Raw genomic sequence first — 15,956 nt, 5'->3', positions numbered from 1 at the left:
ACGCCTCCGCGCTCTGTGCGTCGGAGGCGTCTTCGTTTCTATACCCAAAAGAAAGTCATTTTACCTTGTGACCTAACACGCGCCGAAGTTGATGCGCCGCTTTCCAAAGCTCTCACTAAAACTAAGCTTGTACCCCGCTCCACGCCCAGCCCGCGGACCCTCTAGGGCATGTAACTTCGGACCAAAGCGCTGGCGATCAAAGCCCATCCATCTGCGATCACGAAAAACGCCAGCTTGAACGGCAGCGAGACGATTGCAGGCGGCACCATCATCATGCCCATCGACATCAAGACGGCGGCCACAACTAGGTCAATGATCAGAAAAGGCAGGAAAATCAGGAACCCGATCTGAAACGCCCGAGCGATTTCAGACAACATGAAGGATGGCATCAGAACTGAAAGTGAAGCATCCGGAGACAGGACCATCCCCTCGCCTCCAGGACGCAGAGCGGCCATGGATTGAAACGTCTCAACATCCAGTCGCGCTGCCATGAACTCTCGGAACGGGTTCAGGGCGCGTTCCAGAGCCGTTTCAACCTCAAGCGTTTCATTGATCAAAGGCTCAATACCAATAGTCCAGGCTTCGGTAAAAACCGGCTCCATTATGAAATAGGTCAAGAACAGCGCAAGGCTAACGATCAGCATATTCGGCGGAGATTGCTGCAACCCAATACCCTGCCGCAGGATCGCGAGAACCGTGATCAGGAAGGGAAAACAGGTGATCATGATCGCCAACCCGGGTGCAAGGCTGAGAACGGTGATCAGCAAGATCAACTGGATCGTCCGGGCCGAGATGGACCCGCCCTCCCCAAGCGACAGGGTCACGTTTTGGGCCGCAGCCAGGGAGGGCAGCATTGCCACAACCGCGACAGTCAACCAGAGCCACAAGCGCATCAGCCGATCCCGTTCTGCAGATCCGCGATTTCGGTTAGACGCACAGCCAGTTGACCGGCCTGATCGCCCTCCATCTCTTCCAGAAGACCACGGGCAACCAGTTGGTCGCATACATAGAGGTCCACGGGGTCTTCGATCCGTTTGTCCAGCGTCAGCACTGCGTTTTCACCCATATTCAGCAGGTCCCGGATCAACGGGCGGGCGCGGCCAACGGAAACTGTGACTTCTATCGGGACAGCATCAAAAGGGTTGGTTTTTTGGGATTGGGTATCAGTCATGGGTCAAAGCCTCTTTCGCCTCAAACAGGTAGGAGTCAAATGCTTGCTGCACCGAAGACAGCAGATCCACGCAATCCACCTCGCGCCGCGAGATACCGACCTGCAGCCTTGCTTGTCCTGGTTGCAGCGAGGAATCTTCGATCACCCGCGGAGGTTGAGACATGTCTGATGACAGCAAGTATTCGACCTCGGCTGCGCGGCCTTCCGGCACAAGTATTTGGATGAGTTGGTCGATTTGGGTTCGTGCCATGTCTTGCAGCTGTTCCGACAGGCGGTGAGTAAAGCTGCGATCGATACAATCCGGCAGCACCAGTTGCACCAGGCTCTGGAACATCGGCTCCAGCGAAAGTGTCATACGTGTCAGCGCTTCGTGATAGGTAAAGGACATGTCTTCCAACGCCTTGGCCAGCTCTGCCGAGACATGGCCCCGGTTCTGCTCCTGCGCTTGAACGGCGTCTTCCCATCCCGCGCCATAGCCTTGTTCGAAGGCAGCCAGGCGCTGTTCCTCCAGCGCGTCTTCATCCAAAAGATGCAGCTTGCAGCCTTGGACCTGCGCGGTGAAATCCTCAAGAAGGTGAGCAATCGACATCAGACCCGCTCCTCGCCTTCTTCAAGCCAACTGCGCAGAATTTCGACCGTTTCTTCCTGCTTGTCACCGATCATCGCCCGCAACCGGTCCACAGGGTCTGCATTGCTGTCTGACCCAAGCGCCGGCACGCCGACCGACTGCGCCTGTCCCGGCAAAGCCGTGAACTCAGCCGTCTCATCTGGCGCGATCTCACCAACCAGAACCTTAGCATCCTGTGCGTCACCACCGCCTGCAGGCAACAATGCGGGGGCTGCCGCCGGTTTCATCAGGATGGGGCGAATAACGAACAAGGCCAGAACCAGCGAAACCAGTGCAAGCACAGCCATCTGGATCAGAGACATCGCGTCCAGATGGATATTCTGCCACATGGAGGACGAAACCAGCGTTCCCTGCGGCTCTACCACCGGCAGATCAAGCGATTTCAACGTGATCACATCGCCCCGAGCTGCATCGAAGCCTACGGCTGAGGCCACCAGCTCCTCAAGCGCATCAAGCTCGGTCTGAGGCAAGGGATCAAAGCTTTCCGCCCCGTTTTCATCTACCGACCGGAGGCCATTGACCAACACCGCGACTGTCAGGCGCTTGATGGCTCCGGGTGCGTTGTGAACCTCAAGCTCCGTTTCTGAGACCTCATAGTTCACGCGCTCGCGGGTCTGCGTCGCGTTCGAGTTCGATTCGTCCCCGCCCGCTCCGTCCCCATCCGGCAGGTTGGAGGCGACCGTCACATCGCCGGACTGATTGCGCGCACTGTCCGAGCGTTCCTCGACATCCGTGCTGATCGCAACCCGCCCTTTGGGGTCAAAGCGGCGTTCGCGGATGGATTCGGTCTTGGTTACCGTGTCGACACTGACCTCAACCACAGCGTTTCCGGTGCCCACGCGCGCCTCGACAAGGCGCAGCACGCGTTCACGCAACTGACGGGATTTGTCATCCGCCTTGTCAGCTGCAACCGCCGTGTCCTGTCCGCCAATCACGGCGCCGCTTGAATCCACAACCGTCACGTTTTCCGGCGCAAGCCCGCTGACCGCCGAGGCGACCAGAAAGCGAATCGCCTTGGCCTGGTCGCCCGTTATCTGCGCGCCCGATGGAACCAGATACACCGAGGCCGTGGGCGCAACGCTACGCTGAAACGGGTTGGCCGAGCCATTTGCGATATGCACCCGCGCCTGACTGACATGAGGACCACCGACGATGGTGCGCGCCAGCTCACCTTCTTTTGCGCGCCAATAGGCGGCATCGAACATCTGCGAGGTGGTGCCAAACCCGCTCAGCGAATCGAGCAGCTCATAGCCACGATTGCCATTTGCTGGCAGGCCTTCGCTGGCCAGGGTCATGCGCAGCTCATCCCGCTGCGAGCCGGGCACGTAGATTGAGCCGCCCCTGATCTCATATGTGACGCCGCGCTGATCGAGCGCACGCACGATATCGCCTGCGGCCCCGCTTTCCAGCCCTGCATAGAGAAGGGTCATAGAGGGTGCCGTCACAAGACGGGACATCCCGAGAACCCCCAGAAACACCAGCGCAACCGCACCGACGACTATGATTTGCTTTCGCCTGTCCAAACTTGCCCAAACAGTTCCGATCTGCTGCACGCTCACCTCCGACTCGCCGACATTCTGCCCGGCGCATCCCTTGTTTGAACGATTGCCCTTAACAATCGGTTAGTCCCTGCCGGGTTATGACAGCTTCAGATCGAATGAATGAGGACGTCATGACTGACGCTACAGCAGAAGAGGCAGAAACCCCTAAGAAATCAGGGAAAATGGGTCTGATCATCGGGGTGATTCTGGCGCTCGTCGGGGCGGGCGGCGGCTATTACGCGACCACGTCCGGGCTGTTGCCCTTTGGGGCAAAACCCGAAAAGGCGGAATCGATGGACGCAGTTAAAAACAAACCGGCCAAAGCCCTGCCGGATGTGGGATTCGTCGATCTTCCGCCTGTGATTCTGTCGGTGAATGCGGGTGAGTCACGGCATCTGAAATTCCACGCGCAGCTCGAAGTTAACTCGGCCTACATCAGTGATGTGGAAAAAATGCAGCCGCGGATCATGGATGTGCTGAACGGATATCTGCGCGCGCTTGAGGTTGCGGATCTCGAGGACTCCTTAGCGCTGGTACGTATCCGGGGGCATCTGCTGCGGCGCATTGAAATCGTCGTCGGAGAGGGTCGTGTGCGCGACGTTCTGGTAATGGAATTTGTTCTGAATTAGGAGGCGAAATTGGAGCTTATTGCAGATATTTTGCTGGTCGCGGGCGCGCTGGGCGCTGGTCTATATTGCTTTGTTCTGTCACGCCGCCTGAAACGGTTCACGAATCTGGAACAAGGCGTGGGTGGGGCCGTTGCGGTGCTGTCCACCCAGGCGGAAGAGTTGAAAAAGTCGCTGGACAGCGCGCGGGCTGCCTCGGACCAGTCCGGGGATGAGCTGAAAGAGCTGACAGAGCGCGCGCAATCGGTTGCGCAGCGGCTCGAACTGATGATGGCCTCGATGCATGATGTCATTCCCGAGGGGAAGGCGTTGCCGGAACCGCCTGCGCCGGACGTATCGTCAGATCCAGATGAAGAAGCTGAGGAAGGGGCAGAGACGGAAGAGGTCTCTGACACTCAGGAATCGGATGCAGACGACACCCCTGCTGAGGACAACAAGCCCGAGCAACCAGCCAAAGCCCCAGAAGGTTTGATGTTTTTCCGGCACAAACGGCAGGGTGCGGAGGCTGCGGAGTGAAACGCCCTGGCACGCAGAAAGGCAGGGCGCGACCCCGCGGCGGCGTGTTGGCGGTGATTGCGCTGTTGATGATCGGGTCCGCCGCGATTCGCCTTGGACTGGAAGCCGGGCCGGCATTGGCCAAAACCGTCGAGCCGACAAAGGCCGAAGAGCCGCCGATGTCAAAACCTTCTCCGGATCTGCAGGTGCTCTTGACCGAGCTTTTGCGCCGCGAAAAACGCCTGAAGCAGCGGGAAGAAGCCTTGGAAGAGAAGGAAAAGGCGCTTGAGATTGCCCATGGGGCCATCGAAACGCGCCTGGCCGCACTACAGCAAGCCGAAGAAGACCTGCGGGACACGCTGGCACTGGCGAACAAGGCCGCCGAAACCGACCTGACCCGGTTGACGGATGTCTACCAAAACATGAAACCCAAAGATGCCGCCGCCTTATTCGAGACAATGGACCCCAGCTTTGCCGCCGGTTTCCTGTCGCGCATGCCCGCCGATGCAGCAGCGGGCGTGCTGGCCGGCCTCAGCCCCGAGGCCGCCTATACGATCAGCGTGGTCATGGCAGGTCGAAATGCCAATGCCCCACAGGAATAATTACGTGCTTGTCAAAGCTATCTGGATACTTGTCGGAGATCGCAAATGATTGGAATTGTTGGAATTGTTGTCATCTTTGTGATGGTGTTCGGCGGCTATCTGGCTGCGGGCGGCAAGATGACGATTATCATGAAATCCCTACCGTTTGAGATGATGATGATCGGCGGCGCCGCTGTTGGCGCCTTTCTGATCAGCAACGATATGGGTGGGATCAAACATACGATCAAAGATATGGGCAAGGTCTTCAAGGGGGCAAAGTGGAAACCGGAAGACTACCGGGACCTTCTATGCCTTCTATTCTCTTTGATCCGGATCGCACGCGCGAACCCGGTCGAGGTTGAACAGCACATTGAAGACCCCGAAAACTCGAGCCTGTTTTCCGCCTACCCGAAAATCCAGTCCGACAAGGAAGCTGTGGACCTGATCTGTGACACGATGCGCTCGGCCGCGCTGAACTATGATGACCCCCATCAGGTCGAAGAAGTCCTGGAAAAGCGGATGGAGGCCAATTTTCACCACGCCATGCATTCCAGCCACGCGCTGCAAACCGTCGCGGATGGCTTGCCCGCCCTCGGGATCGTTGCCGCCGTTCTGGGCGTGATCAAAACGATGGGGTCAATCGACCAGCCGCCCGAGGTTCTGGGCAAGCTGATCGGGGGCGCTCTGGTCGGGACATTTCTAGGGGTGTTTCTGGCCTATGGTCTGGTGGGGCCTTTTGCGGGCAAGCTGAAAACCGTCGTGGAAGAAGACAATCACTTCTACCAACTGATCAAAGAGGTTTTGGTCGCCAACCTGCACAACCACAATGCCGCCATGTGTATCGAGGTCGGTCGCCAGAACACACCAACCCACAACCGGCCCGGTTTCTCGGAACTTGAGGACGCTCTCAAAGAACTCAAACAGGCGGCGGCATGAAACGTGTAGCTCTCTTCACGTCGATCCTGATCGCAATGGCAACCTCGGCGACCGCTGAAACGCTGGTTGTCCGGTCCGGAGAACATGACAGCCACACCCGCCTCGTCGTAAAGGTTCCGCCGGGCACCGAATGGGTTCTTGCGCGCCGTAAGAACGGGGCGCGGCTGACCGTTTCAATCGACGACGTCCTGTTTCAGACAGAAGGCGTGTTCGGGCGGCTAACATCAAATCGCCTCTCTGCCCTGTCCCAATCGAAACCGGGTTCGGCGCTTGATTTGGAATTTGGCTGCGACTGCGTGGCGACGGCCTTTCTGTATCAACAATCAATGATCGTCGTGGACATTTCGCAGGGCACTTTGCCTCCGCCTTTGACGGCCAACATCCCTCTGCCACCGTCCCTGCCGCCGTTGGAGGTAGAAGACCCACTTGAACCCTTGGCGTTGCCGCTTTTGACGCTGAACCAACAGGGCTTCAAAGATCAACTCTCGGCCAGGTTACTGCAAGGCGCAGACCGAGAGGTCCTGGACCTGGACCTGGCCGCCATTGGCCCTCGCGCGTCAACTCTGCCCAGCGACGCGGACATGCTGCCGAGTTTTGCAGCGAATATGAATGTCTCGACGATTGTGGACGAGTTGGAAGGTCTTCTTGGCCCCGATATCCCCCAAATAGAGAAACGACCAGCCTGTATCAGCAGCGCTCGGCTGGGGTTCGACACATGGTCCGACGCGCGCCCATTTGACAAACAGATCGCCGATCTGCGCTCTGGCTTGTATCAGGAGTTTGACCGCGTGGACACCGATCTAGCGTTCAAGCTGGCCAAACTCTACGCATATTTCGGGTTCGGAGCGGAAGCTGTCTCCACGCTTGAACTGGTTGAAGACCATTCCGAAGAGAAAAACTGGGTGCATGCCATAGCGGGGCTTGTGGATTACCGTGAGCCCGCAGAAGATAGTCCGTTTCGGGGTCTTCAGCGCTGCAGTAGCGATGCGGCTTTCTGGTCAGTACTCAGCGAGCAAACGCTGAGCCCGGATGCCGATCTGAACGCAATTGAGCAGTCTTTCTATAGCCTCCCCCAACACTTGCGTCGCAGTTTAGGCCCAAGACTGTCATCGATTCTGGTCGAAGCAGATAAGTTGGAGGCGGCGCGGCGGGTGATGCGTTCCGTTGACCGCGTTGAAACTGAGGAACAACCCAGCGTTGCCAAGGCTCAGATCGCTCAGGCCGAAGGCGACTCTGAGGTGGCCGATACCATCTTGGAAGAGGTGATTTCTACGCCGGAAACCTCCACAGATGCCCCTCTGGCCTTGGCGCGCTTGATCGAGAAACGCTGGGCAGAGCGGGGCGCCGTATCACCGCAGAACGTTGCCCTTGCTGCAGCCTACGCGTTGGAGTTTCGTGGGTCTGAAACCGGACCAATGATGCAGCACGCACATATCGTTGCGCTGAGTTTGAACAATGAGTTCGATACGTCCTACGACCTGATCCAAGCTCTGCCCGAGGGTGATGATCGCACGGATGTTCTAAACCGCCACACACATCTGCTGGAAGAAAGGTCAAACGATGTAACCTTTCTGAAACAGGTGCTGTCCATGTCTGATAGCGACTCGATGGCTTTGACCACGCAAGCCGCTATTGCAGTGTCAGATCGGTTAGGCGCTTTAGGATTTGCGGCTCAAAGTTCTGCCTTTGCCAATCGCACGTATGACACGACAGACCGATCCCAACGTGCACGATTGCGCGCGCGCGCGGCACTGTTGGACGAAAAACCGCACAAAGCGATGCTGGAACTGTCCGATGATGCATCAACGGCTGCCGATACCCTGCGCGCTCAGGCATTGGCGGCGATCGGCGATCAGGCTGCGACGGCAGAGCTGTACCGAGAACTCGGCGAAACCGAAGTTGCGAACCGGTATTTCTGGTTGGCTGGATTGTCCGAAAAAATTGAACTTGAAGGGCGGTTTGCGAACCTGTCCGAGATTTCGGACAAGCTTGCCTTACTGCCTCGTCGCCTTCTTAAGACGCCATTAGCCGATGCCAATAGCCTACTGACCGATAGCGAGGAGACCCGAGCGCGTATTGCCGACCTGTTCGCTCTAATCCCCGATCCAGAGGTCGCCTTCGATGAGAGAACCGATCCCAACCAATGACCTCAACCGTCTCGGGCCTCGTCCAAAAACTCTATCCATGCTACTAGCGTAGTTTCCCTTCGTGCCGTGGAAAAACAATAGCTCGATCAAATCTCTGACGGGGCTTCGTGTGTTCTTTTGATCTTGTAACGGTCACAATAGAAAAGCGCTCTGCCCCTCAAGTATTGCGAAGGACAGAGCGCCAACAAGGCGGTTGATCAGTAAGGTGCCTCGACGTCGTTCATCGAGACGTAAACGGTTTTCATCTCGCTGAAATGATTGATGGCGAGCTTCGAGTTCTCGCGACCGACACCCGACATCTTGGACCCGCCGAACGGCGCCTCAACCGGGGCGAGGTTGTAGGTGTTGATATAGCAAGTCCCGGCCTCGAACCCTGCGACGATGCGATGGGCACGGCTCAGGTCGTTGGTGAAGACCCCAGCCGCGAGGCCGAATTCGGTGTCATTGGCGCGGGACAGAACCTCTTCTTCGGTGTCGAAATCCAGAACGGACATGACCGGGCCAAAGATCTCTTCGCGGGCGATGGTCATGTCGTCGGTCACGTCCGCGAATACGGTGGGTTGCATGTAGAACCCTTCACCCTCGATGCGCGCGCCGCCATAAACCAGCCGCGCGCCTTCGGCCGTGCCCTTTTCCACGTAGCCCAGCGCGATGTTCATCTGATTTTCGCTGACCATGGGGCCAAAATTGACCTCTTCATCCAGCGGATCGCCAATCTTGGCGGTCGCCAGACGTTCGGCCAAGCGGGTTAGAAAGGCCTCTTTGATACCTTTTTGGACGAACACACGGGTTCCGTTCGAACAGACCTGACCTGAGGAATAGAAATTGCCCAGAATTGCGCCCGAGACCGCGTTCTCGATATCGGCGTCATCAAACACGATCATGGGAGATTTGCCGCCCAGCTCCATAGTCACGTGCTTCATGCCATCGGCGGCCGCGGCATAGACCTTGCGGCCCGTCGGCACCGAGCCGGTCAAAGACACTTTGGCAACGCGCGCATCGGTCACCAGCGATGCACCTACATCGCCATAGCCCTGAATCACGTTGTAAGTGCCCTTGGGTGCACCTGCCTCGATCAGGATCTCAGCCACCTTCAGTGCGGAGAGCGGGGTCGTCTCGGACGGCTTGAAAACCATCGTATTACCGCAGGCCAACGCTGGCGCGCCCTTCCAGCAGGCGATCTGGGTGGGGTAATTCCATGCGCCGATCCCGACGCAAACGCCCAGCGCCTCGCGGATGGTATAGACGAAGTCGCCACCGCCCAGAGGGATGTGTTCACCGGTCAGGGACGCGGCCAGACCTCCGAAATACTCCAGCGCGTCCGCGCCCGAGGTCGCGTCGGCCACCAGCGTCTCTTGCAGGGGTTTGCCGGTGTCATGGGTTTCCAGAACCGACAGGTCGTGATTGCGGTCTCGCATGATGTCTGCGGCGCGGCGCAGAACGCGGCCACGCTCGGTCCCGGACATGGCTGCCCATTCCGCTTGCGCCGCTTTTGCACTGTTCAAAGCCTGATCAACGATTTCGGGCGTGGCTGAATGCAGCCGGGCAATGACCTCACCGGTTGCAGGGTAGATCACATCAATCGGCGCGCCGTTGGTGTCTTCGACATATGCGCCATTGATGAAATGGCTCGCCTTGGGCTGAAATTTCATGCCGGGTTCCTTTTCCGAAGCAATTTCCCAAGCGTGTATCTTTTGTTGATTGGTCAGTCAATAAAACTGAATCACGGCAAACTCCCGCTGATGTGAATCGCCGTGCCCTTGAAAAAAAGAGTTAATGTTCTATTTATGTTCCACATAGTCAGAGGAACATTCCGATGTCTTACCACGCACGAAATCAGGCCCTAAACGGCCCTTCGAACGACTACCACCTGCTGCCGGTCACAGATCGGCAGATGCGCTATGCCCGCGCCATTGCCGAGCAGACCGCACTGGAAATCCCGGTTGAGGCGCAGCGTGACCGCAAGTCCATGTCTGCTTGGATCTCGGCTCACAAGCCCGAGGATCCATCGCCCTTTGCCAACTACCCGACCGGCAAGCAGGTCGCCTTTGCTGAACGGATATCGCGCAGCAAACGTCGCCCGATCCCGTCCGAGTGCTTTCGCGACAAACAGTTGATGTCGCGTTGGATCGACCAGAATAAATAGAGCCAAGATCGTTTTGCGTTTGATTTGAACCGCAATGCGCTGCCTCTCCCTGCGGTCGAACGCGCATTTCGATGGCTTTGCCTTAGGTAAAACGCAAAACGATTTAATGCGCGTGGTTTCGCGAATAAAGCGAGACAGCAGCCGCAACGAACATGCCCAAAAGGATATAGCCGGTGACGGCCTCGGACACGGCCAAGCCGCGGCACAGACCTGTTGGGCTCATGTCGCCATACCCAACGGTGGTGAAGGTGACATATGAGAAATACAGAATATCGGCAGGGCCTTCCGCCCCGAGAACGCAATTGTCGTTGTAACCAAAGGCCCCATAGACGGCCGCAAACAGGAACGGCACGACCTGAATGAAAGAAACGCCCATCAGGAACAACAACCTGCGCGGCGACTTCACTTGGGTCATGTAGTACCACGACTGCGACACCAGCCAGATCAGCAACGCGACCGAGGCAATGGTGCCGATCGTGTCCCCAGCGGTGGTCTCACTCAACCGCGACAGGCCGAACCATGCCAGAAAACTGGCCAGCACCAACCCAGCAGCGGCCAGAAAGGTCGATTTCCATTCCGCCAGAGTTGTCGGTTTGCGGGTCATTGAAGCTCCATCACAGCAATCCAGCGATAATCATCGGGATTCCCCACCGACCTGCAAGCGGAATTCAGACGCTGCCCAGATGCTCATCGCCGCGCGCGCGGGCCAGAAGGATCTGTTTCTGCCGCTCGCGGAAGCGCATCTTGTCGGCCTCCGAGGTCTCATCCACACAGAGATGGCAGGACACGCCATGTTCATATTCCGGGCGCTTCACATCTTCAGGCAGGATCGGGCGGCGACATCCGTGGCACAGGTTATGTGGCCCCTCGACCAGACCGTGGCCAACCGACACACGATTGTCGAAGACGAAACACTCGCCCTGCCAGGTGCTGTCCTCGGCGGGCATTTCTTCGAGATAGCGCAGGATGCCACCTTTGAGGTGATAGACATCCTCGACCCCCTGCCCCAGCAGAAAATTGGTGGATTTCTCGCAGCGGATCCCACCGGTGCAGAACATCGCGACGCGCTTATTGTGGAACCGGTCCTTGTTCTGTTCCCACCAGTCGGGAAATTCGCGGAAGCTCGCGGTTTCAGGGTCTATTGCGCCCTCAAACGTGCCAATCGCCACCTCATAGTCATTGCGTGTGTCGATCACGACCACATCGTCCGAGCGGATCAGATCATTCCATTCCTCGGGCTCGACATAATTGCCGACGCGGGCGCGCGGATCGACATCCGGCTGACCCATGGTCACGATCTCTTTCTTCAGACGCACCTTCATCTTGCCAAAAGGCGGATGGTCGGCGGTAGCCTCTTTCCACTCCAGATCGGAACAGCCCTGCAGGGTCTTGATATGCGCCAGAACGGCGTCGATCCCGGAGCGCGGGCCAGCAATTGTGCCGTTGATCCCCTCTTGCGCCAGCAACAGGGTCCCTTTGACCGAATGCGCGCGGCACAGGTCCAGCAGCGGCGCGCGCAGGGCGGCGTGATCAGCGAAACGGGTGAAGTGGTAGAGGGCAGCGATCGTATACATGCGCGCGGTCTAAACCTGACAGCGCAGAGTCGCAAGGGATCGGATTGACGCTTCCTGTGTTGCGCCGTACCGATAGACCAAAGGAGAGATTGCCGTGACCAATGCCCTGCTTGTCATCGACGTCCAGAACGATTTCTGCCCCGGCGGCGCGCTGGCCGTGGCCGGAGGGGACGAGATCGTTGCCCCGATCAACGCCATGATGGACAGGTTTGATGCCGTCATCCTGACGCAGGACTGGCATCCGGCGGGGCATTCCTCCTTCGCCAGTTCGCATCCGGGCAAAGCGCCGTTCGAGATGACCGAGATGCCCTATGGCCCGCAGGTTCTGTGGCCCGACCATTGCGTGCAAGGCACCGATGGCGCGGGTTTTCACCCGGATTTGCGCACGGATGGCGATCTGATCATCCGCAAAGGGTTCCGCAGCGCCATAGACAGCTATTCGGCGTTTTTCGAGAATGATCAGGCGACGCCGACGGGGTTGAAAGGGTATCTGGACACGCGCGGCATTTCCAAACTGACCCTCGTGGGGCTCGCGACCGATTTCTGTGTTCACTATTCGGCCGTTGATGCCGCGAAGCTGGGCTTTGACGTCACGGTCGTGCAAAGCGCCTGCCGTGCGATTGACATGGATGGTTCACTGGCTGCGGCGCAACAGGCTATGCAGGCCGCCGGGGTTACTCTGGCCGACTAAGGCGCTGCACCCGTTTCTGCGAGATACTTAAACACCGCGAACAGAATCACCGCTACTCCAAGACCAACACCAATCCGCCCCTTTGCCGTCCTGCGTTTGGGCATGTCAGGCTGTGGCACCGGAGGGCGCTGAACAGGAACAACCCGGACAAGCCCATCAACTGCCTCGGCGCGGCGAATGTGGCCGAGGAATTGCCGCAGATCGAACTCACCACAATATTCGCCCCGCACACCGCGGGTTTTGATGTTGTCGAACAGGGTGCGCAGTATCCGGGTTCGGTCGGGCAGGTCTTCGGTTGGAAACTTGTCCGGCACGATGCCACTGACATGGGAGTCGAGATCGAACCCCGCGTCTTGGAACATCATACGAATCCCAGGGGAAGCCCCTCGCAACGCGTCAGAGGTCTTCACATCTCTGAACCGCGCACAGACCTGAGCCGGAACATCCCCTTCCGCCGGTCTTACAACCATATCAAAATCGTACAACAAACTCATTAACAACCATCAGTTTTGTCTTTCCATCCCACCCCATCACTAATTGGTGAAAACACCGGACATTAAGCCCGCATTGTGACGTCAAACGGGCATTGTCACCGAATCAGCGACTCTTGCCATTCGCCGTGCTGATTGATCTAACAACGGAAATTGCAGGAGTTCCCCATGGTCGACATCGCGACCCGTGTCTACAATCACAAATGGAAGATCGACCCGATTGTGCGGTCTTTGATCGACACGGATTTCTACAAACTGCTGATGTGCCAGTCAGTGTTTCGTAACAAGCCCCAAACAGATGTCGCGTTTTCCCTGATCAACCGCTCGAATCATGTGCCGCTGGCCCGTCTGATCGACGAAGGAGAGCTGCGGGAACAGCTGGATCACATCCGTTCGCTCAGCCTCAGCCGGGGGGAAAGCACGTGGCTGCGGGGCAATATGTTCTATGGCAAAAGGCAGATGTTCCGCTCGGATTTCATGGAATGGTTCGAGAATATGCGCCTGCCACCCTACCATCTGGAACGTAAAGGCGACCAATACGAACTGACCTTCGAGGGCAAATGGCATGAGGTCATGCTGTGGGAAATCCCGGCTTTGGCGGTGTTGATGGAGCTACGCTCGCGCGCGGTGTTGAACCACATGCGCCGGTTCGAACTTCAGGTGCTCTATGCCCGTGCGATGACGCGTGTGTGGGAAAAGATCGAACAGCTGGGTTCTATCGACGGGCTTGGGATTGCAGATTTTGGCACCCGGAGGCGGCATTCCTTCCTGTGGCAGGATTGGTGCGTTCAGGCCATGATCGAGGGGCTGGGCAAGTCGTTCACCGGCACCTCGAACTGCCTGATCGCCATGCGGCGCGAGGTTGAGGCCATCGGCACCAATGCGCATGAACTGCCCATGGTCTATTCTGCCCTTGCAGACTCAGATGAGGCGCTAGCGCAGGCCCCCTATGATGTTCTCAGCGACTGGCATGACGAACATGAGGGAAATCTGCGCATCATCCTGCCCGACACCTATGGCACCAAAGGGTTTCTGGATCACGCCCCGGACTGGCTGGCCGGATGGACGGGCATCCGCATCGACAGCGGCGATCCCGCCGCCGGTGCCGAGATTGCGATCGACTGGTGGACGTCGCGAGGCGAGGACCCTAAGCAGAAGCGGATCATCTTCTCGGACGGTTTGGACGTCGAAAAGATCAAAGAGCTGCACAGTCAATTCGCAGGGCGCACCAATATCTCCTTTGGCTGGGGCACTCTGCTGACCAACGACTTCCGCGGCCTTGTTCCAGATGACGCGCTGGCGCCGTTCTCGCTCGTGTGCAAGGCGGTTTCGGCGAATGGGCGTCCGACGGTCAAACTGTCGGACAACCCGGAAAAGGCCATGGGACCCGCCGAGGAAATTGAGCGCTACAAGCGGGTGTTCGGCGTTGGCGCGCAGAAACCGATCGAGGTGATCGTTTAACCATGTAGGGCGGCCACCGTCTTGAGTTGTGAAAAACCATAGAGCGCCTCGAACCCTTTTTCGCGGCCGTGGCCGGATTTACCGACCCCTCCGAATGGTAGCTCTACGCCTCCGCCTGCGCCGTAGTTGTTGATGAACACCTGCCCCGAACGCAGGCGCTTGGCCAATCGCATCTGCCGCGCCCCGTCGCGTGTCCAGATGCTGGCGACCAATCCATAGTCGGTGCTATTGGCTATGGTTAGAGCCTGTTCTTCGGTCTCAAACGGGATCAAGACCTGCACTGGGCCAAAGATCTCTTCCCGGGCCAGAGCGTGATCTGCTGGCACATCGGCGAAGAGGGTCGGGAGCACATAGGCCCCCGCTTCTGGTGCCTCCGGAACGATCTGCCCCTGCCCTGCAATCGCCAAATCCGCGCCTTTGGACAAGAACACGGAAACAATTGCCTTCTGCCGATCCGAGATCAGCGGCCCTACGCGCAGGTCGTCTAACGCAGGCCCGACGGTCAGTTGCGCGTAGGCCTCGGCCATCTGCTCCTTGACCCGCTCATACAAACCGCGCTGCACCAGAATGCGCGACGATGCCGAACAGGTTTGCCCCGCGTTCTGAATGCCCGCATTGACCAGAAACGGCAGGGCCGCCTCCAGATCGGCGTCTTCGAACACCAATTGCGGGGACTTCCCGCCCAGTTCCAGCGTCACCGGAACCACATTTTTCCCGGCCGCTTGCTGCACCAAAGCCCCCGTCGCAACCGACCCGGTGAACGAGATATGGTCGACACCCGTATGCCCGGACAGCGCCGCGCCAGCCTCAGCCCCCAGACCGGGAACGACATTCAGCGCCCCGGCGGGCAAACCGGCCTCAACCGCCAGATGAGCAAAAGCGAGGGCGGTCAAGCAGGCCTCTTCTGCGGGCTTCAAAACGCATGCATTGCCCATGGCCAGCGCCGCCCCGACCGAGCGTCCAATGATCTGCATCGGGTAATTCCAAGGCACGATATGCCCCGTGACGCCATGCGGCTCGCGCAGGGTGTAGACGGTGTATCCGTCAAGATAGGGGATAGTCTCACCCATCACCTTATCCGCCGCACCGCCGTAGAATTCGCAATACCGCGCCAAAGCGATGGCATCCGCGCGGGCCTGGGTCAGCGGTTTGCCCACATCCATTGCCTCAAGCCGGGCGAGGTCGTCCACCCGGTCCAGAACCAATTGCCCCAGTCTGCTCAGGATGCGCCCCCTCTCAAACGCGGGCATCAGGCCCCAGCCCCCGTCCAACGCGGATCGCGCCGCAACAACAGCCGTATCAATATCTGCCTGCTGTCCACGTGCAATCTGGCAGAGTTCCGAGCCGTCCGAAGGATTCACAAGTGGCAAGTATTCCCCCGCTTCCGGCGTTTTCCATTCCCCGCCGATCAGGCATTGGCTGGGGTCGAACCAAATCGGTTTGGTCATCGGGAACTCCTAACTTCAGA

At 58.3% G+C, this 15,956-nt stretch carries 17 protein-coding genes; 8 read left to right on the top strand and 9 right to left on the bottom strand.

Annotation, left to right across the window (positions count from 1 at the left end):
* Positions 1-161: 161 nt before the first annotated feature.
* From fliP to fliF, 4 genes are read right to left on the bottom strand one after another with little or no spacing between them, the layout of a single operon-like run.
* Entirely contained in the window at positions 162-893 is a 732-nt protein-coding gene (gene fliP / locus ACP15L_RS15360; RefSeq protein WP_425084850.1) for a flagellar type III secretion system pore protein FliP, read from the bottom strand.
* A complete protein-coding gene (locus ACP15L_RS15355; protein WP_425084849.1) occupies positions 893-1,171 on the bottom strand; it encodes a FliM/FliN family flagellar motor switch protein in 279 nt (92 codons plus the stop codon). The genes fliP and ACP15L_RS15355 overlap by 1 nt, the downstream gene beginning before the upstream one ends.
* On the bottom strand, positions 1,164-1,760 hold the full coding sequence (locus ACP15L_RS15350; protein WP_425084848.1) for an ABC transporter ATP-binding protein: 597 nt from the start codon (positions 1,758-1,760) through the stop codon (positions 1,164-1,166). The genes ACP15L_RS15355 and ACP15L_RS15350 overlap by 8 nt, the downstream gene beginning before the upstream one ends.
* Positions 1,760-3,352, bottom strand: coding sequence for a flagellar basal-body MS-ring/collar protein FliF (gene fliF, locus ACP15L_RS15345; RefSeq protein ID WP_425084847.1), 1,593 nt, complete (start codon positions 3,350-3,352; stop codon positions 1,760-1,762). Before fliF ends, ACP15L_RS15350 begins: the two co-directional genes overlap by 1 nt.
* 119 nt (positions 3,353-3,471) lie before the next feature.
* Here fliF and ACP15L_RS15340 point away from each other — a divergent pair, with 119 nt between their 5' ends.
* The 5 genes from ACP15L_RS15340 to ACP15L_RS15320 are packed head-to-tail and all read left to right on the top strand — an operon-like array spanning position 3,472 to position 8,125.
* Entirely contained in the window at positions 3,472-3,969 is a 498-nt protein-coding gene (locus ACP15L_RS15340; protein ID WP_425084846.1) for a flagellar basal body-associated FliL family protein, read from the top strand.
* A 9-nt stretch (positions 3,970-3,978) separates the two neighbouring features.
* Positions 3,979-4,482 carry a DUF6468 domain-containing protein gene (locus tag ACP15L_RS15335; protein ID WP_425084845.1) on the top strand — a complete coding sequence of 168 codons (504 nt, stop codon included), beginning with the start codon at positions 3,979-3,981 and terminating at the stop codon, positions 4,480-4,482.
* Positions 4,479-5,063 (top strand): MotE family protein, encoded by a 585-nt coding sequence (locus ACP15L_RS15330; RefSeq protein ID WP_425084844.1) that lies wholly within the window; start codon positions 4,479-4,481, stop codon positions 5,061-5,063. Before ACP15L_RS15335 ends, ACP15L_RS15330 begins: the two co-directional genes overlap by 4 nt.
* 45 nt (positions 5,064-5,108) lie before the next feature.
* The gene (gene motA / locus ACP15L_RS15325) at positions 5,109-5,978 is read left to right on the top strand and encodes a flagellar motor stator protein MotA (protein WP_170459582.1); all 870 of its coding nucleotides are present in this window, start codon (positions 5,109-5,111) and stop codon (positions 5,976-5,978) included.
* Positions 5,975-8,125 carry a hypothetical protein gene (locus ACP15L_RS15320; RefSeq protein ID WP_425084843.1) on the top strand — a complete coding sequence of 717 codons (2,151 nt, stop codon included), beginning with the start codon at positions 5,975-5,977 and terminating at the stop codon, positions 8,123-8,125. Before motA ends, ACP15L_RS15320 begins: the two co-directional genes overlap by 4 nt.
* A 197-nt stretch (positions 8,126-8,322) precedes the next feature.
* Here ACP15L_RS15320 and betB read toward each other — a convergent pair whose 3' ends face one another.
* Complete coding sequence (gene betB, locus ACP15L_RS15315; protein ID WP_425084842.1) at positions 8,323-9,777, bottom strand: betaine-aldehyde dehydrogenase; 1,455 nt, start codon at positions 9,775-9,777, stop codon at positions 8,323-8,325.
* Positions 9,778-9,941: 164 nt separating this feature from the next.
* On the opposite strand from betB, the gene ACP15L_RS15310 reads away from it, so the two are divergent.
* On the top strand, positions 9,942-10,271 hold the full coding sequence (locus tag ACP15L_RS15310) for a hypothetical protein (RefSeq protein WP_170555375.1): 330 nt from the start codon (positions 9,942-9,944) through the stop codon (positions 10,269-10,271).
* Between the two features lie 103 nt (positions 10,272-10,374).
* On the opposite strand, the gene ACP15L_RS15305 is transcribed toward ACP15L_RS15310, so the two are convergent.
* Complete coding sequence (locus ACP15L_RS15305; protein WP_170379453.1) at positions 10,375-10,875, bottom strand: potassium channel family protein; 501 nt, start codon at positions 10,873-10,875, stop codon at positions 10,375-10,377.
* A gap of 64 nt (positions 10,876-10,939) precedes the next feature.
* The gene (locus tag ACP15L_RS15300) at positions 10,940-11,845 is read right to left on the bottom strand and encodes a rhodanese-related sulfurtransferase (RefSeq protein WP_170767898.1); all 906 of its coding nucleotides are present in this window, start codon (positions 11,843-11,845) and stop codon (positions 10,940-10,942) included.
* A gap of 94 nt (positions 11,846-11,939) precedes the next feature.
* On the opposite strand from ACP15L_RS15300, the gene pncA reads away from it, so the two are divergent.
* Positions 11,940-12,536, top strand: a complete 597-nt coding sequence (gene pncA / locus ACP15L_RS15295; RefSeq protein WP_425084841.1) for a bifunctional nicotinamidase/pyrazinamidase — start codon at positions 11,940-11,942, stop codon at positions 12,534-12,536.
* Here pncA and ACP15L_RS15290 read toward each other — a convergent pair.
* Positions 12,533-12,898 (bottom strand): hypothetical protein, encoded by a 366-nt coding sequence (locus ACP15L_RS15290; RefSeq protein ID WP_425084840.1) that lies wholly within the window; start codon positions 12,896-12,898, stop codon positions 12,533-12,535. The genes pncA and ACP15L_RS15290 overlap by 4 nt on opposite strands.
* A 297-nt stretch (positions 12,899-13,195) precedes the next feature.
* Here ACP15L_RS15290 and pncB point away from each other — a divergent pair, with 297 nt between their 5' ends.
* On the top strand, positions 13,196-14,488 hold the full coding sequence (gene pncB / locus ACP15L_RS15285) for a nicotinate phosphoribosyltransferase (RefSeq protein ID WP_425084839.1): 1,293 nt from the start codon (positions 13,196-13,198) through the stop codon (positions 14,486-14,488).
* Here pncB and ACP15L_RS15280 read toward each other — a convergent pair.
* Positions 14,485-15,936 (bottom strand): aldehyde dehydrogenase family protein, encoded by a 1,452-nt coding sequence (locus tag ACP15L_RS15280; protein ID WP_425084838.1) that lies wholly within the window; start codon positions 15,934-15,936, stop codon positions 14,485-14,487. The two genes, pncB and ACP15L_RS15280, sit on opposite strands and share 4 nt — an antisense overlap.
* Between the last annotated feature and the right edge of the window lie 20 nt (positions 15,937-15,956).

The sequence above is a fragment of the Ruegeria profundi genome, assembly GCF_049800715.1.
Classification (GTDB): Bacteria; Pseudomonadota; Alphaproteobacteria; order Rhodobacterales; family Rhodobacteraceae; genus Ruegeria; species Ruegeria profundi_A.
Note: the sequence above shows the minus strand (reverse complement) of the source record. Positions and strands in the feature narration are given on the sequence as shown.

Coding starts and splice junctions, on each gene's coding strand:
- fliP (WP_425084850.1), bottom strand. CDS start 893: ATGCGCTTGTGGCTCTGGTTGACTGTCGCGGTTGTGGCAATGCTGCCC.
- ACP15L_RS15355 (WP_425084849.1), bottom strand. CDS start 1,171: ATGACTGATACCCAATCCCAAAAAACCAACCCTTTTGATGCTGTCCCG.
- ACP15L_RS15350 (WP_425084848.1), bottom strand. CDS start 1,760: ATGTCGATTGCTCACCTTCTTGAGGATTTCACCGCGCAGGTCCAAGGC.
- ACP15L_RS15340 (WP_425084846.1), top strand. CDS start 3,472: ATGACTGACGCTACAGCAGAAGAGGCAGAAACCCCTAAGAAATCAGGG.
- motA (WP_170459582.1), top strand. CDS start 5,109: ATGATTGGAATTGTTGGAATTGTTGTCATCTTTGTGATGGTGTTCGGC.
- ACP15L_RS15320 (WP_425084843.1), top strand. CDS start 5,975: ATGAAACGTGTAGCTCTCTTCACGTCGATCCTGATCGCAATGGCAACC.
- betB (WP_425084842.1), bottom strand. CDS start 9,777: ATGAAATTTCAGCCCAAGGCGAGCCATTTCATCAATGGCGCATATGTC.
- ACP15L_RS15310 (WP_170555375.1), top strand. CDS start 9,942: ATGTCTTACCACGCACGAAATCAGGCCCTAAACGGCCCTTCGAACGAC.
- ACP15L_RS15305 (WP_170379453.1), bottom strand. CDS start 10,875: ATGACCCGCAAACCGACAACTCTGGCGGAATGGAAATCGACCTTTCTG.
- ACP15L_RS15300 (WP_170767898.1), bottom strand. CDS start 11,845: ATGTATACGATCGCTGCCCTCTACCACTTCACCCGTTTCGCTGATCAC.
- ACP15L_RS15290 (WP_425084840.1), bottom strand. CDS start 12,898: ATGTTCCAAGACGCGGGGTTCGATCTCGACTCCCATGTCAGTGGCATC.
- pncB (WP_425084839.1), top strand. CDS start 13,196: ATGGTCGACATCGCGACCCGTGTCTACAATCACAAATGGAAGATCGAC.
- ACP15L_RS15280 (WP_425084838.1), bottom strand. CDS start 15,936: ATGACCAAACCGATTTGGTTCGACCCCAGCCAATGCCTGATCGGCGGG.